This is a genomic window from Amycolatopsis heterodermiae, assembly GCF_034929455.1.
GTDB lineage: Bacteria > Actinomycetota > Actinomycetes > Mycobacteriales > Pseudonocardiaceae > Amycolatopsis > Amycolatopsis heterodermiae.
Map to the genome: position 1 here is coordinate 46,075 of NZ_JAYFSI010000007.1, position 23,687 is coordinate 69,761.

General features: G+C 72.0%; 24 protein-coding genes and 1 pseudogene. 12 read left to right on the forward strand and 13 right to left on the reverse strand.

Annotation, left to right across the window (positions count from 1 at the left end; translation table 11 throughout):
- Positions 1 to 9 precede the first annotated feature (9 nt).
- The 4 genes from VA596_RS28045 (at position 10) to VA596_RS28060 (ending at position 3,924) form a co-directional block, all read left to right on the forward strand.
- On the forward strand, positions 10 to 723 hold the full coding sequence (locus VA596_RS28045) for a helix-turn-helix domain-containing protein (RefSeq protein ID WP_323331172.1): 714 nt from the start codon (positions 10 to 12) through the stop codon (positions 721 to 723).
- Between the two features lie 107 nt (positions 724 to 830).
- Positions 831 to 1,808, forward strand: a complete 978-nt coding sequence (locus tag VA596_RS28050; protein ID WP_323331173.1) for a LacI family DNA-binding transcriptional regulator — start codon at positions 831 to 833, stop codon at positions 1,806 to 1,808.
- An 826-nt stretch (positions 1,809 to 2,634) separates the two neighbouring features.
- Positions 2,635 to 3,216: a MerR family transcriptional regulator gene (locus tag VA596_RS28055; protein WP_323331174.1), complete on the forward strand. Its 582-nt coding sequence runs from the start codon at positions 2,635 to 2,637 to the stop codon at positions 3,214 to 3,216.
- Positions 3,217 to 3,267: 51 nt separating this feature from the next.
- On the forward strand, positions 3,268 to 3,924 hold the full coding sequence (locus VA596_RS28060; RefSeq protein WP_323331175.1) for an RES family NAD+ phosphorylase: 657 nt from the start codon (positions 3,268 to 3,270) through the stop codon (positions 3,922 to 3,924).
- Here the strand turns inward: VA596_RS28060 and VA596_RS28065 are convergent.
- From VA596_RS28065 to VA596_RS28080, 4 genes are read right to left on the reverse strand one after another with little or no spacing between them, the layout of a single operon-like run.
- A complete protein-coding gene (locus VA596_RS28065) occupies positions 3,906 to 4,556 on the reverse strand; it encodes an HAD family hydrolase (protein ID WP_323331176.1) in 651 nt (216 codons plus the stop codon). The genes VA596_RS28060 and VA596_RS28065 overlap by 19 nt on opposite strands.
- Positions 4,549 to 4,881 (reverse strand): YciI family protein, encoded by a 333-nt coding sequence (locus tag VA596_RS28070; protein WP_323331177.1) that lies wholly within the window; start codon positions 4,879 to 4,881, stop codon positions 4,549 to 4,551. Before VA596_RS28070 ends, VA596_RS28065 begins: the two co-directional genes overlap by 8 nt.
- Before the next feature lie 48 nt (positions 4,882 to 4,929).
- Positions 4,930 to 6,885, reverse strand: coding sequence for a S9 family peptidase (locus tag VA596_RS28075; protein ID WP_323331178.1), 1,956 nt, complete (start codon positions 6,883 to 6,885; stop codon positions 4,930 to 4,932).
- 52 nt (positions 6,886 to 6,937) lie between these two features.
- Positions 6,938 to 7,900, reverse strand: coding sequence for a TerC family protein (locus VA596_RS28080; RefSeq protein ID WP_323331179.1), 963 nt, complete (start codon positions 7,898 to 7,900; stop codon positions 6,938 to 6,940).
- Positions 7,901 to 8,204: 304 nt separating this feature from the next.
- On the opposite strand from VA596_RS28080, the gene VA596_RS28085 reads away from it, so the two are divergent.
- The 4 genes from VA596_RS28085 (at position 8,205) to VA596_RS28100 (ending at position 12,985) form a co-directional block, all read left to right on the forward strand.
- Positions 8,205 to 11,072, forward strand: coding sequence for an alpha/beta fold hydrolase (locus VA596_RS28085; RefSeq protein ID WP_323331180.1), 2,868 nt, complete (start codon positions 8,205 to 8,207; stop codon positions 11,070 to 11,072).
- On the forward strand, positions 11,069 to 11,995 hold the full coding sequence (locus tag VA596_RS28090) for an ABC transporter permease (protein WP_323331181.1): 927 nt from the start codon (positions 11,069 to 11,071) through the stop codon (positions 11,993 to 11,995). Before VA596_RS28085 ends, VA596_RS28090 begins: the two co-directional genes overlap by 4 nt.
- A gap of 1 nt (position 11,996) precedes the next feature.
- Positions 11,997 to 12,146, forward strand: coding sequence for a hypothetical protein (locus VA596_RS28095; protein ID WP_323331182.1), 150 nt, complete (start codon positions 11,997 to 11,999; stop codon positions 12,144 to 12,146).
- Between the two features lie 65 nt (positions 12,147 to 12,211).
- Positions 12,212 to 12,985, forward strand: coding sequence for an enoyl-CoA hydratase/isomerase family protein (locus VA596_RS28100; protein WP_410171936.1), 774 nt, complete (start codon positions 12,212 to 12,214; stop codon positions 12,983 to 12,985).
- Here VA596_RS28100 and VA596_RS28105 read toward each other — a convergent pair.
- Positions 12,982 to 13,485: an SRPBCC family protein gene (locus VA596_RS28105; protein ID WP_323331183.1), complete on the reverse strand. Its 504-nt coding sequence runs from the start codon at positions 13,483 to 13,485 to the stop codon at positions 12,982 to 12,984. The genes VA596_RS28100 and VA596_RS28105 overlap by 4 nt on opposite strands.
- 233 nt (positions 13,486 to 13,718) lie before the next feature.
- On the opposite strand from VA596_RS28105, the gene VA596_RS28110 reads away from it, so the two are divergent.
- Positions 13,719 to 15,125, forward strand: a complete 1,407-nt coding sequence (locus VA596_RS28110; RefSeq protein ID WP_323331184.1) for a S28 family serine protease — start codon at positions 13,719 to 13,721, stop codon at positions 15,123 to 15,125.
- A 1-nt stretch (position 15,126) separates the two neighbouring features.
- On the opposite strand, the gene VA596_RS28115 is transcribed toward VA596_RS28110, so the two are convergent.
- The gene (locus tag VA596_RS28115; protein ID WP_323331185.1) at positions 15,127 to 15,735 is read right to left on the reverse strand and encodes a TMEM175 family protein; all 609 of its coding nucleotides are present in this window, start codon (positions 15,733 to 15,735) and stop codon (positions 15,127 to 15,129) included.
- Between the two features lie 112 nt (positions 15,736 to 15,847).
- Between VA596_RS28115 and VA596_RS28120 the strand changes: the two genes are divergently transcribed.
- Positions 15,848 to 16,237, forward strand: coding sequence for a VOC family protein (locus VA596_RS28120; protein ID WP_323331186.1), 390 nt, complete (start codon positions 15,848 to 15,850; stop codon positions 16,235 to 16,237).
- Positions 16,238 to 16,239: 2 nt separating this feature from the next.
- Here the strand turns inward: VA596_RS28120 and VA596_RS28125 are convergent, their stop codons facing one another.
- From VA596_RS28125 to VA596_RS28155, 7 genes and pseudogenes are all read right to left on the reverse strand, one after another.
- Positions 16,240 to 16,587: an MmcQ/YjbR family DNA-binding protein gene (locus VA596_RS28125; protein WP_323331187.1), complete on the reverse strand. Its 348-nt coding sequence runs from the start codon at positions 16,585 to 16,587 to the stop codon at positions 16,240 to 16,242.
- A complete protein-coding gene (locus tag VA596_RS28130) occupies positions 16,584 to 16,934 on the reverse strand; it encodes a type II toxin-antitoxin system VapC family toxin (protein WP_323331188.1) in 351 nt (116 codons plus the stop codon). The genes VA596_RS28125 and VA596_RS28130 overlap by 4 nt, the downstream gene beginning before the upstream one ends.
- Before the next feature lie 44 nt (positions 16,935 to 16,978).
- Positions 16,979 to 17,251 carry a type II toxin-antitoxin system VapB family antitoxin gene (locus tag VA596_RS28135; RefSeq protein WP_323331189.1) on the reverse strand — a complete coding sequence of 91 codons (273 nt, stop codon included), beginning with the start codon at positions 17,249 to 17,251 and terminating at the stop codon, positions 16,979 to 16,981.
- Between the two features lie 371 nt (positions 17,252 to 17,622).
- Positions 17,623 to 17,712, reverse strand: a pseudogene (locus tag VA596_RS50830) (helicase-related protein); the annotation flags it as partial.
- 242 nt (positions 17,713 to 17,954) lie between these two features.
- Positions 17,955 to 20,111 (reverse strand): excinuclease ABC subunit UvrB, encoded by a 2,157-nt coding sequence (gene uvrB / locus VA596_RS28145; protein WP_323331191.1) that lies wholly within the window; start codon positions 20,109 to 20,111, stop codon positions 17,955 to 17,957.
- Between the two features lie 46 nt (positions 20,112 to 20,157).
- Positions 20,158 to 20,769 (reverse strand): carboxymuconolactone decarboxylase family protein, encoded by a 612-nt coding sequence (locus VA596_RS28150; RefSeq protein ID WP_323331192.1) that lies wholly within the window; start codon positions 20,767 to 20,769, stop codon positions 20,158 to 20,160.
- A 10-nt stretch (positions 20,770 to 20,779) separates the two neighbouring features.
- Positions 20,780 to 22,036, reverse strand: a complete 1,257-nt coding sequence (locus VA596_RS28155; protein WP_323331193.1) for a DUF5685 family protein — start codon at positions 22,034 to 22,036, stop codon at positions 20,780 to 20,782.
- Between the two features lie 118 nt (positions 22,037 to 22,154).
- On the opposite strand from VA596_RS28155, the gene VA596_RS28160 reads away from it, so the two are divergent.
- Complete coding sequence (locus VA596_RS28160) at positions 22,155 to 22,670, forward strand: DUF402 domain-containing protein (RefSeq protein WP_323331194.1); 516 nt, start codon at positions 22,155 to 22,157, stop codon at positions 22,668 to 22,670.
- Positions 22,671 to 22,773: 103 nt separating this feature from the next.
- Complete coding sequence (locus tag VA596_RS28165; protein ID WP_323331195.1) at positions 22,774 to 23,679, forward strand: ABC transporter ATP-binding protein; 906 nt, start codon at positions 22,774 to 22,776, stop codon at positions 23,677 to 23,679.
- Positions 23,680 to 23,687 lie beyond the last annotated feature (8 nt).

The following is a 23,687-nucleotide window of genomic DNA, read 5'->3' on the forward strand; positions in this document are numbered from 1 at the left end:
GATCGGAGTATGTACGAAGAGGTGGCACCACCCCCGCCGCTGCGGGGCGTCGCCCGCTGCGTGTGGCGGTCGGCCGCCTCGGCGCCGAAGCGGATCGTGCCGGACGGCTGCCTGGACCTGGTCGTCGGGGACACCGGCGTGTTCGTCGCGGGCCCGGACACCACGGCCTGGTCGTCCGTGACCAGGCCCGGCGAGGTGCTGCGCGGCGTGCGGTTCGCCCCGGGCCGTGCGGCGGCGGTGCTCGGCGTGGCCGCCGACGAGCTGCGCGACCGCCGCGTCACCCTGCCCGAGCTGTGGGGGCGCGAGGGCGAGCTGCTGACCGAGCGGCTGCTCTCGGGCGACCTCTCCCCGGCGCGCGCGGTCGCCTCACGGCTGCCGGACGCCCCGCCGCCCGACCCGGCGGTGGCGGCGCTGGTCGCCCGGCTGGACGCCGGGGCCACCCGGGTCGCGGAAGCCGCCGGTCAGGTCGGGGTCGCCGAACGCCGGCTGCGGCGGCGCTTTGTCCAGGCGATCGGCTACGGACCGGCCACCTACCTGCGGGTCAGCCGCTTCCAGCGCGCGGTCTCGCTGGCCCCGCGCGCACCGGGGCTGGCCGCGCTGGCCGCCGCCGCGGGTTACGCCGACCAGGCCCACCTCAGCCGGGACGTCCGCGCCCTGACCGGCCTGACCCCGCGCGCCTACTTCCCCGGGAGGTCCACTGTGGACGAGGTCCGTTCGGCGTAACGGCGGGCCACCGGCCCTGGCCCGGAAAGGTGAGCGGACGGTCGACGACTACCGGGAGCGCTATCCTCCCCCTCGAAGTGTGACCAGGGCTTCGGTCGGGAGGGCGTGTGGCCACCATCAGCGACGTCGCGGCGAGGGCCGGCGTCTCCACGGCGACCGTGTCGCGCGCACTCAACGGCAAGTCCACTGTGGACCCGACGTTGGCCGCGCGGGTCCAGGAGGCCGCCACCGAGCTCGGCTATCACCCGAACGGGCTGGCCCGGAACCTGCGCCGGCAGGAGACGGCGGTGCTCGCGCTGATCATCTCCGACGTCGAGAACCCGTTCTTCACGGCGATCGCGCGCGGCGTCGAGGACCTCGCGCAGCGGTCCGGGTACTCGGTGGTGCTCTGCAACTCCGACGAGAACGAGGACAAGGAGCGGCGCTACATCGAGGTCGCGCTGCAGGAACGGGTCGCCGGGGTGGTGCTGTCCCCCACCGGCCGGTCGACGAACGTCGAGGGCCTGCGCCGCCAGGGCACGCCGCTGGTGGCGGTCGACCGGCCGCTGCCGGCCGAGGCGGGCGACCAGGTGCTGGTCGACACGCGGCACGCGGCAGCCGAAGCGACGCGGCACCTGCTGGCGGGCGGCTACCGCCGCGTCGGCTGCCTGACGGGCCCCGCGGGCGTCCGCACCGCCGACGACCGCCTCGCGGGCTACGCCGACGTCGTCGGCGAGGAGAACGTCGTGTCCCGGCGCGCGGAGTACCGCGCGGAAGGCGCCCGCCTGGCGGCGCTGGAACTGCTGGACGAGCCCTCCCCGCCGGACGCGCTGCTGGTCGCGAACAGCACGATGGCGATCGGAGTCCTGGAGGCCCTCTCGGCGCGCAGCCTGCGCTCGGGCCGCGACATCGGCATCGTCTCCTTCGACGACGCCCCCTGGACAACACTGATCGACCCGCCCCTGACGGTGGTCGCCCAGCCGGCCTACGAGGTAGGCCGAGTGGCAGCGCAACTGTTGCTGGCCCGCATTGCGGACAGCACCCGAGACGCAACCACGACGACGCTAGAAGCGCGCTTGATCGAACGAAAGAGTTCCCGCCGCTGACCTTGCGCTTGACGGACGGTCAGTTCCGCACACCCGCCGACTCCATCAGCGCACCCGAAGCCGCTCGGCGCACCCAAGGGGACGCCTCGCGTGCCCACACCGCCGATTCACGCACCGGACGCCTCGGCTCGCATACCCGGCAGATCGGCTCGCGCGCACCGGGTGGCTCACCTCGCGCACGTGAAGCTCGGTTCACGTATCGGCAAGGCAGATTCGCGTACCTACAAGGGCCACTTCGCGCACCAGAGGGTTCGGCTCACATGCCCGCGGGGTCTGCTCGTCGGTCGGTTCGCATGCCTGGCGGGTCGGCGCAAAAACCCGCAGTGCCGGCTCGCGTATCCGCGGAGTCGGGTCCGGGCACGAAGGTCGACTCGCGTGCTCAGAGAGTCGGCACACGTAGCCCACGGCGCCAGCTCGCGCGCCTAAAAGTCGGATCCCGCTCCCGGGAGCGCCAACCAGGCTGGAGCGCCGCTGGGCCGAGGATCGAGTCGCACTCAAGCCGAGGGACAGACGTGCCTGGAGGGCCGGCTCGTGCCAGGCCCCCCAGGCACGCCCCACCCCCTGTGTCCCCCATGGCCGACGGCAAACCGCCGGATCCTGTGAGCACGGAGTGGAAATCGTTTACTCACACGGAACGTAAGGGCCGGACCGTGGGGTGTCAAGCCTGGACAACGTCGTCCGATGCGGGCACACTTTCCGGAAGTTGCCTACTCAACGTGTTGAGTGATGTGCGTAAAGTGTCGATCTCTGGTGAATTCGCCCACAGATAGGGCACGAACCCGCACGAACCCGCACAGCCGCGCTGTTTCGGGTTAACCTGAGCGGCATGTCTGTAGCGCTGGAGAACATCCTCGCCAAGGCGGGCCTGAAGGTCGACGCGAACGAGTTCCTCACGCTCGTCGAAGACGCGGCGCGCAGACTGTCCCCGCCGAATCCCGATCCCTCGCACTACTTCTCGGCCGATCAGCGCGCCGCGCTCACCGAGGTCGGCCTGGATCTTTCGCCTCGGCGGGAAGAGGAACCGGACTTCCGGGCGCGCACCGTCGCCGCCCACGCCGTGCTCGCCGAAGGCGCTCTCAGCGTCAACGAAGCCGCGAAGGCGCTCGGGGTCGACGACAGCCGGATCCGGCACCGCCTCAAGGAAGGCCGGCTGACCGGCTGGAAGGACGGCGGCTGGCGGCTCCCGGCGTGGCAGTTCGCCGGCTCGGGCGTGCTGCCCGGCCTGGAGGTCGTTCTCAAAGCCCTCCCCGAAGACCAGCCCGCGCTCGTCGTCGCCGCGTTTATGAGCACGCCCCAACCCGATCTGGTGATCAACGACCACCCGGCGACCCCGCGCCAGTGGCTCCTCTCGGGCGGTGACCCGGAGCACGTCGCGCGCCTCATCGCCACGCTCGGCTCGCCGTTCTAGGCTGGACCTCCCCGAGCAAGATCACCGACAAGGACGGACCACCCCCGACCCATGGCCCGGCTACCGCTGCCGCCCGCCCGATCCGTCCTGGTCCGGCAGCTGAACCGCGCCAGCGACGTGGTGACGGTCCAGCCCGCGACCAGGCTGGTGCGGATCTTCACCGCGCACGGCAACCACCCCCAGCAGTGGAACTCGTTCCGCTACACCGGCCCGCTCCCGCACGGCCGGTTCGACCAGCAGTCGCCCGGCCGCGGCGGTGCGCCGGTCACCGATCCCGCGAACGGGGTCCTCTACTTCGGCCTCACCGTGCGCACCTCGATCGCCGAGGTGTTCCAGACCAGCTCGACGGTCGACCGCCGCACCCGCGGTCCCCGGCTGGTCGTGGTCCGCCCGACCCGCACGCTGCGCCTGCTCGACCTGACCGGCCTGTGGCCGACGCGGGTCGGCGCGTCCCAGGAGATCTCCAGCGGCCCGAAGAAGCTGACGCAGGCCTGGGCCCGCGCGATCCGCGCGGCCTTCAGCGACCTCGACGGCCTCTGGTACCGCTCGTCCATGGACTCCGGCGACCCGGCGATCTGCCTGTGGGACCCGCCCGCGGGCGCCGCCCTGCCGATCGCCCCGGACGTCCTGCTGCCGCTCGACCACCCCGGCCTGGACGTCCCGCTCGGCCGCGTCTGCGAAGAGCTGAACTACACGCTGCTGAACTGAGCCTCGAGCAGCGGGACGACCGCCCGCAGATCACCGCCGTCAACGACGTGGGTCGCGGCCGCCCGGGCGCCGGCGTCCCCGTTGAAGGCGACGCTCAGCCCGACGGCGGCGAACAGCTCCAGGTCCGAGCGGCTGTCCCCGATCGCGGCGCAGCGCTCCGGGGAGACGCCCAGCCCGGCCGCGACACCCAGCGCGAAGTCCCGTTTGCCGTGCTCGTCGAGGTGCCGGGCGACGCGGCCGGTGTACCGGCCGTCCTCGACCTCGGCCACCGTCCCGCAGTACGCGGCGAACCCGAACCGCCCGGCGAGCAGCCGGCCGACCGGCGTCCACGCGAGGGTCGTGAGGATCGGGCGCAGGTCCTGCTCGCGGCACCACGCCACCGTCTCGGCGATCCCGTCGACCAGCGGCAGCGTCTCGAGGTGCGCCCGGATCTCCGCCTCGGTGCGGCCGGCCCAGCCACGGGCGTCGATCGTCGCCGTTTCCTCGTTCGTGATCCGGCCTTCGGCGTACGCGACCTCGGCGGCGACCAGCGCGTCCCCGCCGCCGAGCCGCGTGGCCACCCAGACCGACGAGGACGTGCCGGGCACGAGCGTGCCGTCGACGTCGAAGCAGACCAGGCCGCGCTCAGCCAAGCGTGCCCCGCGGGCAGACGAACCCGACGATCTCCGAGGCGATCAGCCCGGCCTGCTCGGCCGGGTCGGCGTCGAGGATCGCGCGCGTCTCCTCCTCCGACGTCCGGAAGAAGGCCACCCCGGTCACCGGCAGCGCGGCCGACGGCGCCGGGATCGCACCCGCGAGCCGCAGCGTCCCGGCCTCCTGCTGGGCGCGGGCCGCCGCTAGGTGACGCGCCCGCAGTTCGAGCGCCATCTCGCCGGAGATCTCGTCGGCGCGAGGTCCTTTGCGGAACAGCACCATCCGCCAGGTCTCCAGTTCGAAGTCCACCTCGGGCACCGTCATGGGTACCGAGATTCGCAGGCCGCCGGGCCCGGGACAATACCGGTGCGGTTACAGGTGACGGCCCCACCACTCCAGGATCGCGTCGAACCGCTGGACGCGGTGGCGCGGCCGGCCGGAGCGGGACAGTTCGTGGCCTTCCCCGGGGAACAGCACGAACTCCGCGTCGGCGCCGGCGCGCCGCAGGGCGACGAACATCCGCTGCGCCTGCTCCAGCGGGCAGCGCCAGTCCTGCTCCGAGTGCACCACGGCGAACGGGATGCGGATCCTGTCCGCGTAGCTCAGCGGGCTGCGGTCGCGCTGCACCTCGGGGTCGGCGCCGATGTAGGAGTCGACGAACGTGTAGCCGATGTCGGAGCTGCCGACCATCGAGTCCCACGCGTTGACCGCGCGCTCGCTCCACGCGGCGCGGAAGCGCTCGCCGTGGTGCGCGGCCAGCCAGCTCGTCATGAACCCGCCGTACGAGCCGCCCATGATCCCGACGCGTGAGGCGTCCATGTCCGGGCGCTCCAGCGCCTTGTCGAGCAGGGCCAGGACGTCGTCGACGTCGACCGTGCCGAAGGCGTGCGTGATCGCGTGCCCGTGCTGCTGGCCGTAACCCGCCGAGCCGCGCGGGTTGCCGAGCACCACGGCGTACCCCGCGGACGCGTACACCTGCGCCTCGTCGAACACCGCCCAGTCCTGCTGGGTGAACGGGCCGCCGTGCACCACGCGCAGCACCGGGTGCGGGCCCTCGCCTTCGGGCAGCACCAGCCAGCCGTGCACCGGGTAGCCGTCCGGGGCGGTGGTCTCCAGCTCGAGGACCGGGCGGAGTCCCTTGTCCCGCAACGGCTTCGAGTAGTCGGTCAGCACGCGCGGGGCGGCCGGGGCGAGCAGCACGACCTCACCCGAGGTCTCCAGGGTGGCGACGACCGCGGCGATCACCGGGCCGTCCACGGTGAACGACCGGAGCGCGGAACGGTCCGCGTAGACCACGGTCAGGTCCGCCAGCGGCGCGTCGGCGGCGGCGAAGGCGACCGCGCGCAGCTCCACCGCGCCGCGGTTGCGGACGGCGACGAGCACGTCGGCCTCGCGCGGCACCGGCGGGCCTGCCGACCCGTCGCAGTCGACGGTTTCGATGTCGGTGAGGCGGCGGGCCTTCACCGGGCCGACGCCGAACTCCGGCGTGGCGGCGTAAAGCCCGGTGGCCGCGGCCTCGCGGTGGTCCTCAAAGGACTGTCCGTAGTAGAACAGCGTGCCGTCGGCGGCGAAGGCCGGGCGCTCCGAGTAGCCCGGGCAGTGCACGACGACCTCGGGGTCGCCGCCCTCGGCGGCGATCGAGCAGATGTCGCGCGCGTCGCTTTCGGCGGCGCCCCACTCCGGCGGCGCGGTGAAGACGATCCGGGTGCCGTCCGGCGTCCACACCGGGTGGGCCGGGTCGAATTCGCCCGACGTCAGGGGTTCCGGTTCGAGGGGCTCGCCCTCTTCGAAGGCCGTGACGGCGTCCACGGCGAAGAGGCGCTGCATGCGGTCGCGGAGGAAGCCGACGTCGTCGATCCGGTAGTCCATGCGCGTGATCCGGCGCGGGGCCTCGGCCGCCGGCTCGGGGGTCTCGTCGTCGGCGTCCGCCGTGCCGTACCGGCCGGCTTCGGGCACCCGCGCGACGAACGCGATGCGCCGGGAGTCCGGCGCCCACACCGGCTCGCCGGCCCCGAGGTGCAGCGACGTCAGGCGTTGCGCGTCACCGCCGTCGGCCGGCATCAGGTGCAGCTGCGGGCGGCCGTCCGCGTCCTGGCCGTCCCCCGTGCGGAGGAACGCCACCCAGCGCCCGTCCGGGGAGATCGACGGCGCCGAGTCGCGCGGGCCGTGCGTCCACGCGGATTCGGTGCCGTCGAGCGACACCCGCCTCAGCGCGCTGTGGGCGGCGTTGGTCTTCAGGTCGGGGTGCTGCACGGCCGTCAGCAGCAGGTCTCCGCGCAGGGCGGGACGGCCGGGGACGACGAGGGCTTCGATGTCGGCAGGGAGCACCTCCCTGACGGTACCCGAATCCCTTAGCTGTGCGAACGACTTTCGTAGGGCGTCACGCGGCCACCTGCTTGCGCTCGTCCCGCCGCGCCTTCGCCAGGCTGGCCACCGTGGTGATGGTGAGGACCACGACGATGACGGCGAGGGAGATCCAGTTGTTGATGTCCAGCCAGTCCGGCACCACGTGGTACTCGTGCAGCGCGTGCAGGAACAGCTTCGCGCCGATGAAGGCGAGGATCACCGCGAGGCCGTAGGTGAGGTAGACCAGCTTCGTCACCAGGCCGCCGAGCAGGAAGTACAGCTGCCGCAGCCCCATCAGCGCGAACGCGTTGGCGGTGAAGACCAGGAACGCCTCCTGCGTGATGCCGAAGATCGCCGGGATCGAGTCGACGGCGAAGAGCAGGTCCGCGGAGCCGATGGCCACGATCACCAGCAGCATCGGCGTGATCATCCGCTTGCCGTTGATCTTCACGGTGTACTTGTGGTCGTGGTAGTCGTCGGTCACCGGGGCGATCTTGCGGACCTGCCGGGTGACGGCGTTCTCGTGGTACTCCTCGTCCTCACCCTTGCCGCGCAACATGCTGATGGCCGTCCAGACCAGCACCGCGCCGAACAGGAAGAACACCCAGACGAACTGCTCGATCAAGGCCGCGCCGACCGCGATGAACACGCTGCGCATGGCGAGCGCGAGGAGGATGCCGACCAGGAGCACGCGGTGCTGGTGGATGGCGGGCACCTTGAACGACGCCATGATGATCATGAAGATGAACAGGTTGTCGACGCTCAGCGAGTACTCCGTGATGTACCCGGTGAAGAACTCGACACCCGGGTCGTGCCCGGCGAAGAACCACACGCCGGCGCCGAAGAGCACCGCGCACGAAACGTAGAAGATCACCCAGCGAGCGGCTTCCCCCGTGGTGACCGCGTGCGGCTTGTGATCGACGATGACCAGGTCGAGCGCGATGAGCGCGAGCAGGCCACCGATCGTGGCGATCCACAGCCACAGGGGGACAGTCATGGAACTTCAACCTCCGGATAGCGCGCATGAGCAACTAACCGGAGGTCTCTTCCGCCGGTGCGAACACCGGCCGACGGTGCCGGGGGCGCAAGGCCACCGTGCTGACGACACCGCCGCGAAGGAATACTCCCCTCACAGCGCGTCCAGTTTGCCGGTTCTCCCCGTCCGAGCGCCAGCCGGAATCGCCCACGTCACCGGGTTGGGCCTGTAATTCCGGTCACTTCGGTCCACCAGGCGGTCCGAAGCGTGTGATCGACGTGAGCTGCGGAGAGCACTCTCAGGAAACTTCACATACGGTCACCTCGTGCCCCGACTCCCGCTCCCGCGCACCCGCCGCGGCCGCCTCACCGCGCTCGGCGCCGTCGTGGTGGTGCTCGCCGCCGCGACCGTCCTCTGGGCGACGCGCGACACGGCCCCGCCCGCGGTGCCCACCCAGGACGCGCTGATCGACATGCCCGCCGCGCCCGGCTCGGCCGAGCAGGTCAAGATCGACACGACCACCTTCCTGCCCGCCACCGTGCCCGCGCCCGCGGTGCTGCTCGCGCACGGCTTCGGCGGGGACAAGACCAGCGTCGCCGACGACGCCCGCGAACTCGCGAGGAAGGGCTTCGTCGTGATGACGTGGTCCGCGCGCGGGTTCGGCAAGAGCACCGGCAAGATCGGGCTGAACGATCCGGACGGTGAAGTCGCCGACGCGAGCCGCCTGATCGACCGGCTGGTCGCGCTGCACCAGGTGAGCACCGACCCGGGCGGTGACCCGAAGGTCGCCGTGACCGGCGCGTCCTACGGCGGCGCGCTGTCGCTGCTGCTGGCCGGCACGGACAAGCGCGTCGACGCCGTCGCCCCGGTGATCACCTACAACGACCTCGCGCAGGCCCTGGTCCCGAACGCGGCCGCACCCAAGGCGCCCTCGGCGGGCACCCCGGCAGCCGGGGCGTTCGCGACCGACGGCGTGTTCAAGAAGAGCTGGGCCGGCATCTTCTTCTCGGCCGGTTCCGGGCCCGCGGCGAGCGGATCGCCCTCGGCCGAGGCTCCGGAGGCCGGGCAGGAGACCGACACCGGATCCACCGGCGCCGCCGGAACCGCCGCCGCGGCCGCCGTCCCGTCCGTGCCCTCGGGCGCCGGCGGACCGCGCGCCGGCTCGGCCGACCCGTGCGGCCGGTTCACCGCCGCCGTCTGCCAGGCCTACACCGAACTGGGCACCACCGGGGCGTCGAGCCAGGCGAGCCTCGACCTCCTGCGCCGCGTGTCGCCGGTGTCCGTGACGAGCAAGATCACCGTGCCGACGCTGCTGGTGCAGGGCGAGAGCGACACGCTGTTCGGCCTCGACCAGTCCGACGCGACCGCCCGGCAGATCACCGCGGCGGGCGGCAAGGTCAAGACGATCTGGTACACCGGCGGCCACGACGGCGGGAAGCCCGGGCCGCAGCTGCGCGCGAAGATCGGCGACTTCCTCTGGGACGCCGTCAACGGCGGCGACCCCGGCACCGGCTTCAGCTACGACGTCCAGGGCACGTTGCGCGCCAACGGAACGCCGTCGGTGCGCACGGTCAACGCCACCTCCTACCCCGGCCTCACCGGCCCGGCCGCCGAGCGGCGGCTGCTGCCGATGACCGGCCCGGTCCAGCCCGTGGTGCGCCCGGCCGGGGCGAACCCCTCGGCGGTGAGCGGGATCCCCGGGCTCAACGGCATCGCGAGCAGCACGTCGCGGCTCGGCGCGCTGTTCAGCAACGACCCGCCCGGCCAGGCCGCGCAGTTCACCACCGCGCCGGTGGACGGCCAGGTCGTCGTCAGTGGCGCCTCGACCGTGCGGCTGCAGGTCGCCGCCGACCCGGCCCACCCGCAGCCGGAAGCGGTGCTGTTCGCGAAGCTCTACGACGTCGGCCAGGACGGCTCGCGCGTGCTGCCGGCCAACGCGATCGCCCCGTTCCGGGTGAGCGGGCTGCCCGCCAACGGCAACCCGGTCGAGGTCACCGTGACGCTGCCGGGCATCGTCCGGCCGATCGAGGGCGGGCACTCGCTGCGGCTCGTCGTCGGCACCACCGACCAGGCGTTCGCCTCGCCCGCCGCCCCCGCGGTGTTCCGGATCGCGCTCGCCGGCGGTGGCACCGCGCTGGCGTTGCCGGTCGTGCCCGGGACGTCGGTCGGCACGCCGGCGCCGGTCGGGCAGATCGTCGGCATCGCCGTCACCCTCGCGATCGCGCTCGCCGCCGTGCTCTTCGCGGCGCTGCGCCGCCGCCGGGCCGCCGACATCGACCCGGACCTGGCCGGCACCCCGCTGGTCATCGAGGGGCTGCGCAAGAAGTACCCGGGCGGGTTCGTCGCCGTGAACGACCTGTCGTTCCGCGTCGAGCCGGGTCAGGTGCTGGGCCTGCTCGGGCCGAACGGCGCGGGCAAGACCACCACGCTGCGGATGCTGATGGGCCTGATCACGCCGACCGCGGGCAGCATCCGCGTGTTCGGGCACAAGATCGCGCCGGGCGCGCCGGTGCTCTCGCGCATCGGCTCGTTCGTCGAGGGGTCCGGTTTCCTGCCGCACCTGTCCGGCCGCGAGAACCTGCAGCTGTACTGGGCGAGCACCGGGCGTCCCGCGGAGAAGGCGCACTTCGGCGAGGCGCTGGAGATCGCCGGGCTCGGCAGCGCGGTCGACCGCCGGGTGCGGACCTACAGCCAGGGCATGCGGCAGCGGCTGGCGATCGCCCAGGCGATGCTCGGCCTGCCGGAGCTCATGGTGCTCGACGAGCCGACCAACGGGCTCGACCCGCCCCAGATCCACCAGATGCGCGAGGTGCTGCAGCGCTACGCCGCGACCGGGCGCACCGTGGTCGTGTCGAGCCACCTGCTGGCCGAGGTCGAGCAGACCTGCACGCACGTCGTGGTCATGCACCGCGGCGCGCTGGTCGCCGCGGGCGAGGTCGGCGAGCTGGCCGCGGCCGGCGGCGAGGCGACGTTCCGGGTCGACGACACGGCGGCGGCCGCCGCGGCGCTGAAGGCGATCGCCGGGGTCGGCACGGTCGACGTCGAAGGCGACCTGGTGCACGCCGACCTCGACGGGCTGCCGCGCGCCGAAGCCGTCGCGGCGCTGGTCCGCGCCGGGGTCGCCGTGGAGCAGGCCGGGCCGCGGCGCCGGCTGGAAGACGCGTTCCTGCAACTGGTGGGAGACCAGTCGTGAGTGATTCAGGGGTCCACACGGACCCGCACGCGCTGGACGAGCTGAGCGATCTCGCCTCGAGCGAGCACGCCGGGGTCGGGCCGGACGGCGCCGTCGCGGGCTACTCCGCGCGGCGGACGCTCGGGCTCGGCGTCGAACTGCGGCGCCAGCTCAAGCGGCGGCGGACCCAGCTGCTGCTCGGGTTCGTCGCGATCCTGCCGTTCATCCTGGTGATCGCGTTCGAGGCGGGGCAGTCCAACCCGAACCGGCGCAGCGGCGGGTTCGTCGACCTGGCCACGGCCAGCGCGCCGAACTTCGTGGTGCTGGCGCTGTTCGTGTCGGGCACGTTCCTGCTGCCGATGATCGTCGCGCTGTTCTTCGGCGACACGATCGCGAGCGAGGCGTCCTGGTCGAGCCTGAAGTACCTGCTGGCGATCCCGGTGCCGCGGCACCGGGTGCTGCGGCAGAAGGCGATCGTGTCAGGGATTCTCTCGGCGGCGGCGCTGATCCTGCTGCCGCTGGTCTCGCTCGGCGTCGGCGTGATCTGGTACGGCGCGGGCGACGCGATCAGCCCGACCGGCGACGCGGTGTCCTTCGGCGACAGCCTGCTGGCCATCGCACTGTCCACTGTGTACATCATCCTGCAGCTGGCCTGGGTGGCCGGGCTCGCGCTCGCCCTGAGCGTGACGACCGACGCCCCGCTCGGCGCGGTCGGCGGCGCGGTGCTGGTGGCGATCCTGTCGCAGATCCTGGACCAGATCACGGCGCTGGAGGGCCTGCGCAACTACCTGCCGACGCACTACGGGTTCTCGTGGATGGACCTGATCTCCACCGACGTCGACTGGACGAACCTGGCCAGCGGCCTGCTGTCGGCGACGATCTACGGCGCGGTGTTCTTCCTGTACGCGGGCCGGCGGTTCGCCACGAAGGACATCACGAGCTGAGGTGGACGTCGTGCTGGGCCACCAGCCGCCCGCGCCGCTGGTGAAGACGGTCAACGTGGTGCTGCGCGCGCTGCTGCCGAGCCCGGGCGGTACGCGCTCACGCCGGCCGCCTGGCGGTGGAACTTCAGCGGTGGCGCGGACGTCGCCGTGACGTTCACGGGCCGGACGACGCCGATGCGGGGTGTCCTCGTCGACGACGAGGATGTCGTGGCAGCGATGGCGCGGTACGGTCGGGCCGTGCCGATCATCGTGGAGAGCCAGTCCGACGTCGCCGTGCTCCGGATCGAGCACGGCAAGGGCAACACCCTGGACACCGATTCGTGCCGGGAGCTGGTGCTGCGGCTGGAAGAGATCGAAACGGCCCGCGCCGTCGTGCTCACCGGGACCGGCGGCATCTTCTCGGCCGGCGTGGACCTCAAGCGGGTCCACGAGGGCGGCGCCGCGTACGTGTCGGAGTTCCTGCCGCTGCTGTCGGACGCGCTGCTGACGGTGTTCGGCTTCCCACGGCCGGTGGTCGCGGCGCTGAACGGCCACGCGATCGCCGGCGGCGCGGTCCTCGCCGCCGCCTGCGACCACCGCGTGCTCACCACCGGGCCCGGCCGGATCGGCGTGACCGAGCTGCTCGTCGGGCTGCCGTTCCCGCTCGCCGCGCTGGAGATCCTGCGCTGCGCGTACGGGACGACGCCGCTGCCGTCGCTGACCTACTCGGGCGCGACCGTCGGCGGCGAGGACGCGCTCGCCCGTGGCCTGGCCGACGAGCTGGCGCCGCCGGAGGAAGTCCTCGAGCGGGCCGTCGCCATCGCGACCCGGCTTGGCGCCCTGCCCGCCGGGCCGTTCGCGCACACGAAGGCCCAGATCCGCCAGCCCTACCACGAACGGATCGCGGAGTACCGCCACGCCGACGACCCCCAGGTCGAGCGGATGTGGCGGGCCCCCGAGGCGCTCGGCGCCGTCAAGTCCTACGTGGACCAGGTACTGGGCCGCCGCTAGACCGCGCGGACGTCGCTCTCGGCGAGCGACTTGATCCCCTCGACCGTCTTGCGCATGTTGTCCTGCAGCTCGCCCAGGCGCATCGCGACGATCTCCTCCTCGTGCTCGGGCATCGTCGCGATGATCTTCGTCAGGTTGGACGGGCCGGGGCCGATCTGCGCCCACTGCCGCAGCACCGTGCCCTCGCCGTCCGGGACCAGCTCGAACTTCCACGACGCGGCCGGATTCGCCACGTCCATCACCGCCCACGCGAACAGGCGTGCCGGCTCGTACCCGGTCACCGTCGACACCGTCTCCCACTCCCCCGCGACCGGGTGGGAGTTGCGGCCGCGGAACCGCGCGCCCAGGCCGGGCTCGGACCCCTCGACCCAGCCCCCGCCCTGGAACTCCGTGGAGAACCGCGACGGCAGGTCGATGTCCAGCAGCCAGCGCCAGACCTCTTCCGGGCGCGCGCCGACGCGCACCTCGACCTGGGTCGTCGGGCAGTCGGAAACCTTCATGGCGGACCCCTCGCTCGATGTCGGTACCTGCTGGTTCCGGACGGTAACGTGGCGCCGATCACCCGGACAACTCGCACGATGCCGGTGGCTGCGCACGGTCGAGGACGCCACCCGGTGGCCGCGCCACCCGCCGAAAGTCGGGTTCCCACCGGTTCTGCGCCCGGACAGCCGATTGCCGACACCGGCCGGTTCTGTGAGGGTCCCACCGAAGGATCCGGAGCCGGGAGGGTTTCATGCGCAGACTGTCCACCGCGTGCACGGCGGTCCTGCTCGCGCTCGCCGGGCTGGTGGGCCTGGCTCCGTCGGCCGGCGCGGCGACCGACATCAAGGCGGCCCTGCAAGGGATCCCCGGCCTGACGATCGTCAAGGAGGACCCGGCACCGGCGGGTTTCCGGTTCTTCGAGCTGACCTTCACCCAGCCCGCCGACCACCGCCACCCCGGCGCCGGCACGTTCCAGCAGCGGTTCACCCTGCTGCACCGCGACTTCGCCGCGCCGACGGTCGCCTTCACCAGCGGCTACAACGTCAGCACCGCGCCGAACCGGTCGGAGCCGACGCAGATCGTGAACGGCAACCAGCTTTCGATGGAGTACCGCTACTTCACGCCGTCACGGCCGGAGCCGGCGAACTGGGCGCAGCAGCTGACGATCTGGCAGGCCGCCGCGGACGAGCACGCCGCCGTGCAGGCGTTCAAGGCGATCTACCCGGGCAAGTGGCTGGCCACCGGCGGCAGCAAGGGCGGCATGACCGCGACGTACTTCCGGCGCTTCTTCCCCGACGACGTCGACGGGACGGTCCCCTACGTCGCGCCCAACGACGTCATCGACCCGATCGACGTCTACAACAAGTTCCTTTCGCGCGTCGGCAACGATCCTGGCTGCCGCGACGCTTTGAAGGCCATCCAGCGCGACGCGCTGAAGCGGCGTGACGAGCTCGCCGCGATCGCCGCGGTGGACGCGGCGAAGCGGGGGCTGACGTTCTCGATCGTCGGCTCGGCCGACAAGTCCCTCGAGATCTCGGTGATCGACTCGTACTTCGCGTTCTGGCAGTACCAGACGCAGGCGGACTGCGCGACGGTGCCGAAGCCCGGCGCGCCCGCGGCCGACGTCTACGCCTGGTACGAGCGGGTGGAGAGCCTCAACACCTACTCCGACCAGGACCTCTCGCCCTACATCCCGTACTACTACCAGGCGGCGGTCCAGCTGGGCGCGCCCGAGGCGTACGACGGCTACCTGCGCGACCTGCTGCGCTATCCCGGCGCCGACCAGCCGAAGACGTTCGTGCCGAGCTCGATCCGCCTGCCGCGCTTCGACTACCTGGCCATGCCGGACGTCGACTTCTGGGTGAAGTCGCGCGGCACGCGGCTGCTGTTCGTCTACGGCTCGAACGACCCGTGGGGCGCCGAGCCGTTCGAGCTCGGCTTCGGCAGCCGGGACTCGTACCGCTACTACGTCCCGGGCGGCAACCACGGCTCGCGGATCGCCCAGCTGCCCGCGGCCGACGCCGCCGCGGCGACCGCGACGGTCCGGCGCTGGGCCGGGCTGCCCCCGGCGGCCGCTGTTTCGAGTGCCCGTAGCGCCCCGGCGGGGTTCCCGGACTTCGACGCGGACCTGACGCTCGCGGGACACCCGCGGTTGTGACCTAGGCGGCGGGCGTGGTCACCAGCCGGCGGGTGATCAGCGGCTCCAGGACGAGCAGCAGCAGGACGTAGTACCCGAAACCCGGCCGGAAGCAGGCGACGACCACCGCGAGGGCGAAGATGCCCGTGGTCACGACGAAGCTGCGGGCCCAGGCGTCGGACACGGGCTCGGCGTCCCCGCGGACCACGGGATCGCGGCGCACGATGAACAGCAGCGCGGTGTGGCAGACGCTGCCGACGAGCAGGGTGCCGAGGTAGAACAGCACCGTGAAGGGCTGTGACGGGTAGGCACCGATGAGCTGGGTCGGGAACGGCAGGACCGCGATGGTGAGCAGCCAGCAGAAGTTGGCGACCACAAGCGGGGTGGAGAACGCGCGCACGTGCTCGAAGATGCGGTGGTGGATGAGCCAGAACCGGCCGATCACGGCGAAGCTGAGGAGGAAGCTGAAGATCTTCGACCAGTTCGCGGTGACGGCCTCCGAGGCGGGCGCGCCGGTCGCGATCAGTTCCGGCACGAGCTCGGTGAGCGGCAGCACCAGCAGCGTCAGGGCGATGGCGACGACGGCGTCGCTGAAGAAGACCAGCCGCTCGGGCGACCTCTGCCGTTCCATGAAAGCTCCTGTCGATGATCAACCGCGGCGGGCCCGCTCAGGCTACTGGCTCTGACCTCCCCAAACGGGCGTAGTCTCGTCAGACCTGTCGATCCGGTTTGAGGAGGCGAGCATGCCTCGTCCCGTCCACTTCGAAATCCACGCGGGCGACCCCGAGCGCGCGGTGGCGTTCTACACCGCGGTGTTCGGCTGGAAGTTCGAGCGCTGGGGCGACATCCCGTACTGGGTGATCTCCACCGGCGAAGGCGACGGGATCGACGGCGGCCTGGTGCCCCGCCAGGGCCCGGCCCCCGACGAATCGGCCCCGGTGCACGGGTTCGTGAACACGATCGACGTCGCGGACGTCGACCACAGCCTGGGCGAGGTGGCCCGCGCGGGCGGGACGCTGGCGCTGCCGAAGCAGCCGGTGCCGGGGGTCGGGTGGCTGGCGTACTGCAAGGACACCGAGGGCAACATCTTCGGAATGCTGCAGGCGGACGAATCCGCGCCGGCGCCCGGCTGAGCTCAGGGCCGCTTGGCTTTGGGCAGCCTCTTCACGACGGCCTCGTAGGAGGCGTCGAGAAGTTCTTCCAGCTCGGCGTCGGGCACCCCGGCGCCGAGCGCGACGCGGTTCCAGCCGTAGCGCCCGAGGTAGTCCATCACGGACACGGCCTCGGGGTAACGCTCCCGCAGTTCGGCGGCTTCTTCTTTGGTAGCGCCGCATTTCACGGCGACGCTGCCGGGTTCCTCCTGGCCGATGAAGGCGAACCCCTTGCCACCGACCTTCGCGACGAGCACGTGGTCGCCGAACGGGTAGGTCTCCTCGGCACCGGGCATCCCCAGGCAGTACGCGACCACGGCTTCGATGTTCACGACCCGAGTTTCACCAGCTCGAGGTCGGTCTGCGGGAAGTCGTCCCCGATGCACAGCAACGGTTCCCCGGCGACGAACGCCGTGGCGTAGGTGAGACAGTCCCCGAAATTCAAGCCGGCCGGATGCCGCCCCTTGCCGAACCGCATGAAGGCGACCTGCGCCGACCGCCAATGCGCGTCGCCGAAGGAAATCACGTCGAAACGCCGCTGCTGCAAGAAGTCCGCCAGCAGTGCCTTGCCCCGTGGACCTTCCTTGTGCACCAGGACCAGGGTGGTCTCGACCAAGGTCGGCGCACCCACGCGGCAGTCCGGCGCCGAGCCGATCGCCTCGCCGATGACTCTGGCCATCGGTTCACCCGTGATCGCGGCGATGATCGCCGAACTGTCGATGATCACACGCCACCCGGCCCGTAACCGAGGATTTCCTCGCGCTCGGCCTTGCTGATCGGCACACCCCGGATTTCGGCAGACACCTGAGGCCAGATCTCCTCCTCGAGAAACCGGACGAACGCGGCACCGTCGCGGGTAGCGTTGTCCCGCGCCACGAGCTGGTCGCGGCGCAGGCGCAGGGCTTCGCGGACGGCACCGGTCTTGGTGTCGCCCGTGAGTGCGGCGACCTCGGCGGCCAGGCGCTCGGCCTCCGGGTCCTTGATGTTCATTGCCATGGTGTAATCGTACCAACTGCGGTGTAATGCTCGATCGAGTGACTGCTGTTCAGAGCGTGTGACGGGCTCGCCGACACCAGCGCGCGGGTGCGTGACCAGGGCGGCCGCGGTCGGCGTTGACCAGCGCTGATCGCGCCGGGCTTCGACGTGGCGCCACCGCCGGCGCCGCAGCGTCGGTCGGCGTCCCGGCGGCAGTCAGCATCCCGGCGGCGGTCGGCGACCCGGCGGCGGTCGGCGTCTCGGCGGCGGTCGGCGCCCGGCGGCGGTCGGCGACCCCGCGGGGTCAGCGCCCCGGCCGCGGTCGGCGCCCCGCGGCGGCTAGCGTCCCGGACTGTGGTCGGCGCCCGGCTGCGGTTGCCGCGGTGTTCGGGTTAGTTGATGCCGGCCGCGTCCATGCCGCGCAGCTCTTTCTTCAGGTTTTGGACCTCGCCGCGCAGCCGGTCGGCCAGCTCGAACCGCAGGGCGGGCAGCCCGGCTGCGGCCCGGGCGTGCGAGCCCGCCGACGCTGCCTGCGCTCGAGTGGGTGGCCGAGCCACCCGCATCCCACCCTCGACTCCGATGCGCTGATCGCGCCGGGCTTCGACATGGCGCCGCGGCTGCCGTCCCAGCGGAGGCTGGCGCCCCGGCTGCGGCCGGCGTCTCAGCGGCAGCTGGCGTCCCGGCGGCGGTCGATGGCCCGGGCGGCGGCCGCCGCAGTGTTCGGTTACTTGATGCCCGCCGCATCCATGCCGCGTAGCTCCTTCTTCAGGTCCTGGACCTCGTCGCGCAGCCTGGCCGCCAGTTCGAACTGCAGGTCGCGCGCCGCCTGCATCATTTGGTCGGTCATTTGCTGGATCAGGTCCGCCAGCTGGGCGCGCGGCATTGCCGAGACGTTCTTGTCCACCAGCATTCCGGAGCTGCGGACGCGGTCGCCCTGTTCCGGCTTCTTGCCTCGCGAGGAGTTGCGGCCCGAGCCGCCGACCGAGACCTGCTCGGTGTCCTCCGCCTCGCTGTAGACGCGGTCGAGGATGTCGGCGATCTTCTTCCGCAGCGGCTGCGGGTCGACCCCGCGCTCCACGTTGTAGGCGACCTGCTTCTCGCGACGGCGGTCGGTCTCGTCGATCGCGTGCCGCATGGAGTCGGTGATCTTGTCGGCGTACATGTGCACTTCGCCCGACACGTTGCGCGCCGCGCGGCCGATCGTCTGGATCAGCGACGTGCCGCTGCGCAGGAAGCCTTCCTTGTCCGCGTCGAGGATCGCCACCAGCGACACCTCCGGCAGGTCGAGCCCCTCCCGCAGCAGGTTGATGCCGACCAGGACGTCGAAATCGCCCGCCCGCAGCTGCCGCAGCAGCTCCACCCGGCGCAGCGTGTCGACCTCCGAGTGCAGGTACCGCACCCGGATGCCCAGCTCCAGCAGGTAGTCCGTGAGGTCCTCGGACATCTTCTTCGTCAGCGTGGTGACCAGGACGCGCTCGTCCTTCTCCGCGCGCTCCCGGATCTCGTGCACCAGGTCGTCGATCTGGCCCTCGGTCGGCTTCACGACGACCTTCGGGTCGACCAGGCCGGTCGGCCGGATCACCTGCTCGACGAACTCGCCGCCCGCCTGGCCCATCTCGAACGGCCCCGGCGTCGCCGACAGGTAGACCGTCTGCCCGATCCGGTCGGAGAACTCCTCCCAGGTCAGCGGCCGGTTGTCGACGGCGCTCGGCAGCCGGAAGCCGTACTCGACCAGGTTGCGCTTGCGGGACATGTCGCCCTCGTACATGCCGCCGATCTGCGGCACGGTCTGGTGCGACTCGTCGATCACCAGCAGGAAGTCGTCCGGGAAGTAGTCGATCAGCGTGGCCGGCGCCGTGCCCGCGCCGCGGCCGTCGATGTGGCGCGAGTAGTTCTCGATGCCGGAGCAGAACCCGACCTGCCGCATCATCTCGATGTCGTAGGCCGTGCGCATCCGCAGCCGCTGGGCCTCCAGCAGCTTGCCCCCCTTCTCCAGCTCCGCCAGGCGATCCTCGAGCTCCTGCTCGATGCCCTTGATCGCCTTCTCCATGCGCTCCGGGCCGGCGACGTAGTGCGTCGCCGGGAAGATCCGGACCTCGTCGACCTCCTTGACGATGTCGCCGGTCAGCGGGTGCAGGTAGTACAGCTTCTCGATCTCGTCACCGAAGAACTCGACGCGGATCGCCAGCTCCTCGTAGGCCGGGATGATCTCGACCGTGTCGCCGCGCGCGCGGAACGTGCCGCGCGCGAACGCGATGTCGTTGCGCGTGTACTGGACGTCGACCAGCGCGCGCAGGAAGACGTCCCGGTCCAGCTGCTCGCCGACCTTCAGCTTCGAAGACCGGTCGAGGTAGGACTGCGGGGTGCCCAGGCCGTAGATGCAGGACACGCTCGCGACCACGATGACGTCCCGCCGGGACAGCAGGTTCATCGTCGCCGAGTGCCGCAGCCGCTCGACGTCGTCGTTGATCGACGAGTCCTTCTCGATGTAGGTGTCCGTCTGCGCGATGTACGCCTCGGGCTGGTAGTAGTCGTAGTAGCTGACGAAGTACTCGACCGCGTTGTGCGGGAACAGCTCGCGCAGCTCGTTCGCCAGCTGCGCGGCGAGGGTCTTGTTCGGCGCCATCACCAGTGTCGGCCGCTGGACGCGCTCGATCAGCCACGCCGTGGTCGCCGACTTGCCGGTACCGGTGGCGCCCAGGAGCACGACGTCCTTCTCGCCCGCGTTGACGCGGCGTTCGAGCTCGTCGATGGCCGCCGGCTGGTCACCGGCGGGCTGGTAGTCGCTGACGACCTCGAACCGGCCGCCCTCCCGGGGGATCTCCGAGACGGGCCGGAAGTCGGACTGCGCCAGCACGGGGTGTTCGGTTGCGAAAGCCACGTCGACCAGAGTAAGCCTCGGCACCGACAATTTCCGTCGGCCCTGGTCAGCGGGGTCGGTACACCGTCGCGAAGGCCACTTCGCCGCCGGCCACCACGCAGTGCACGACGGCACCCGGCGCGGGCCCGTCGCCGAAGCACGCGACCAGCACCCGGTCGGGCCCGGTCGCCTGGACCTCGGTGCGCGGGAACTCCGCGAGCACGTCGGCGACCTCGGCGCCCGGTGCCTCGAGGTACGCCAGGACGACCTCCCGGGCCGACGCCGGCGGCGGGATCGGGAGACCGTGGCCCTCGAAGAGCCGGTTCAGCTGGTCGGCCGCGGAAACCGCGCGGGGGAAGCCGGCGAACGCCGCCGTCTGGACGACGATCTCGCCCACCTCGGCCGGGGAGAGCCCGGCGGCGAGGCCGGTGCGGAGGTGGACGCTCAGCGGCGGCCCCACCATGCCCGCCGCGACGATCGCGGCGAGGGTGGCGGCCTCCCGCGTGCGGGCGTCGAGGGCCGGGCGTTCGTGGAGGTGACCGTAGACCGTGCCGACGGCCAGCTCGCCGAGCGCCGGGACGGTGGCGAACAGCGCGTCGAGCCGGGCTTCGCCGCCTTCGACCAGCTCGGCGAAGGTGGCCCGGCCGCGGTCGTTCAGCTGTCCCATCGGCTCGGTCATCGTGTTCCCTTCAGCAGGTGCAGTCACAACAGGAACAGCAGTCGCAGCAGTCACAGTCGCAGTCGCCGCCGTCACAGCCGCCGGTCGCCGCCGGGTTCCCGCTCCACGGACCAGGGTAGGGATCCCGGCAGCAGAACTGGCAGGTGCAGCACATGTAGGAGGCGACGGCGCAGCCGAAGAAGAAGTTCCGCTTCTTCGGCGGCACGGCGAACTTCGGGACCCAGCAGCCGCCGCCCTTGCCGTGCAGGGATTCCGGGCCATCAGGACCATCAGGACCGTCCGGGCCATCGGGTCCTGCGGGGCCGGGCGCGCCCGGCGGCGGGACCGGGCCGGGCGGCGCGAAGCCCTGGGGGTGCTGGTGTGGATACTGCTGCGGGGTCGGTCCCGGCCCGATCCACCCGGGCGGCGGCTGCTGGCCGTGGCCGAAGGCGCGTCGCACCGCCTGGCGCAGCTCGTGCACCAGCAGCGCGTGCACCAGCGCCGGTTCCGCGAACTCCGCTTCCCGCAACGCCAGCTCGACCCCCAGCACGGCGTCGTCGCACAGCCGGCGGGCCTCGGCCAGGTCCGTGCCCGTGGCGTGCAGCGGGTTCCACGCTCCCGCCGCCGCGTCGGCCGCGTGGTCCTCGACCGCGTCCAGCAGGTGCGCCGCGCGGCCGAACAGGCGGCCCGCCTCGGCCAGGGGTGCCGCGTTCCCCGGCCGCCCGGCCAGCTCCGCCGTGCGCGCGAACGCCGCGGCCGCCGCCAGCTCGGCGGGCTCGGTCGCCAGCAACGCGGAGTCGCCCAGGCGCATCGCCCGTTCCAGCTCGCCCTGCCGGTCGACGGCTTCGGTGAGCACCGCCGTGTCGAACCCGACGCGGCCGCCGGTGCGGCCGCCCTGCGCCGCCCAGCGGGCCGCGACGCGGCGGGCGGCCGCGGCGACCGGACGCCTGCCGAACGCGCCGTCGCGGTCCTCGACGTGGTCGCCGACCTTCGCCGCGGCCAGCACCAGCGACACCGCCGCGGCCAGCTGGGCTCCTTCGCCGCGGGCCACCGACGTCGACCGCATGCCGCGCAACGGGCACGGGCCCGCGTCGCGGCGCCGGTCGGCACGCGGTGTCTGGGCTTCGACGAGGGCCGAGATGATCAGCCCGTCGTAGTTGGTGACGACGCGGGCGAGCTGCCCGTGCTCGTCGCGCAGCGTGAGGCAGAGCCCGCACAGGTGCGCGACCCAGTCGGCGTGCAACCGCTCGGACAGCCGGTGCCGGCACGGCCTGATGATCCCGAACATCCCCAGTTCCCCTCGGTTCCCCCGGTCGTCGGCAGACCTTAGCCCGAACGTGTGGCCCGGACGGCGACCGTTCGCGATTCGTGACCGGGTTCCGGCCGCCACCAGGCAGGATGGCCGCATGACGGGACTGCACCCGCCGAAAGTCGAAATCTTCGACCCGGCCGCGCGCACGAACATCGACCCGAAGGGCATCAGCCGGGAGGTCGAGGAGTTCCGCGAGGAGCCGTTCGGCCTGTACCTGGCCCGCCCGGCGCCGGGCCGCGCCCAGTTCCACTACCTCGAGTCGTGGCTGCTGCCGGACCTCGGCCTGCGCGTCACCGACTTCTGGTTCTCCCCCGGCCACGAGCGCGACCAGGACTTCTACCTCGACGTCGTGCGCGTCCGCCGCGACGGCACGCACTGGGTCGCCACCGACCTCTACGTCGACATCGTCCTGAAGGACAAGCTCTCGCTGCGGGTGATCGACACCGACGAGCTCCTCGACGCCCGCAAGGCGGACCTGGTCACCGCGGACGAGGCCGAGTCCGCGCTGGAGACGACCTACGCGGCGGTCGAGGGGCTGGCCTCGCACGGGTACGACCTGGCCGCCTGGCTGGCCACCAAGGACATCACCCTGACCTGGCGCCGCCACTAGTCCACCGATCGGTGGATGCCCTTCCCGACCGTCTCGGCGATTCGCCGAACCCCTCCCCCGCGGGACGCTCGATCCGTTGCCAAACGGAGCGAGAGGGGACGGCATGCCGGTCATCGAGGTCGGGCACCTCCACAAGCGGTACGGGGAGAAGGTCGCGGTCGAGGACGTCTCGTTCGACGTCGAGCGCGGGGAGATCTTCGGGATCCTGGGCCCGAACGGCGCGGGCAAGACGACGACCGTCGAGTGCGTGGAAGGGCTGCGGGTGCCCGACGGCGGCACGCTGTCGGTGCTCGGGCTCGACCCGCGGCGCGACCGCGCCGAGCTGCGGCAGCGCGTCGGCGTCCAGCTCCAGGAGAGCCGGCTGCAGGACAAGCTGCGGGTCGGCGAGCTGCTCGACCTCTATGCCTCCTTCTACCGCGAGCCCGCGGACCAGGGGCGGCTGCTCGCCACGCTCGGCCTGACCGAGCAGCGCAACACCGCGTACAAGAAGCTCTCCGGCGGCCAGCAGCAGCGGCTGTCGATCGCGCTCGCGCTGATCGGCAGCCCGGAGGTCGCGGTGCTCGACGAGCTGACCACCGGCCTCGACCCGCAGGCCCGCCGCGACACGTGGGACCTGATCGAGGCCGTGCGCGACCAGGGCGTGACGATCCTGCTGGTCACGCACTTCATGGCCGAGGCCGAACGGCTCTGCGACCGGATCGCGGTGATCGACGCCGGCCGCGTCGTGGCGCTCGACAGCCCCGCCGGGCTGGTCGCCGGGGTGAACGACGAGCAGGTCGTCCGGTTCCGGCCGTCGGCGCCGATCGACCCCGCCGCGCTCGAAGCGCTGCCGGAGGTCCGCCGGGTCGAGCGCCACGGCGATCGCCTGGTGGTCACCGGCGGCGGCAACGTCCTGCACGCCGTGACGTCGGCGCTCGCCCGGCTCGGCGTGCTCGCCGGGGACCTGCGGGTCGAACAGGCCGGTCTCGACGACGCCTTCGTCGCGCTGACCGGCCACAAGCCGGAATGAGGGGAAAG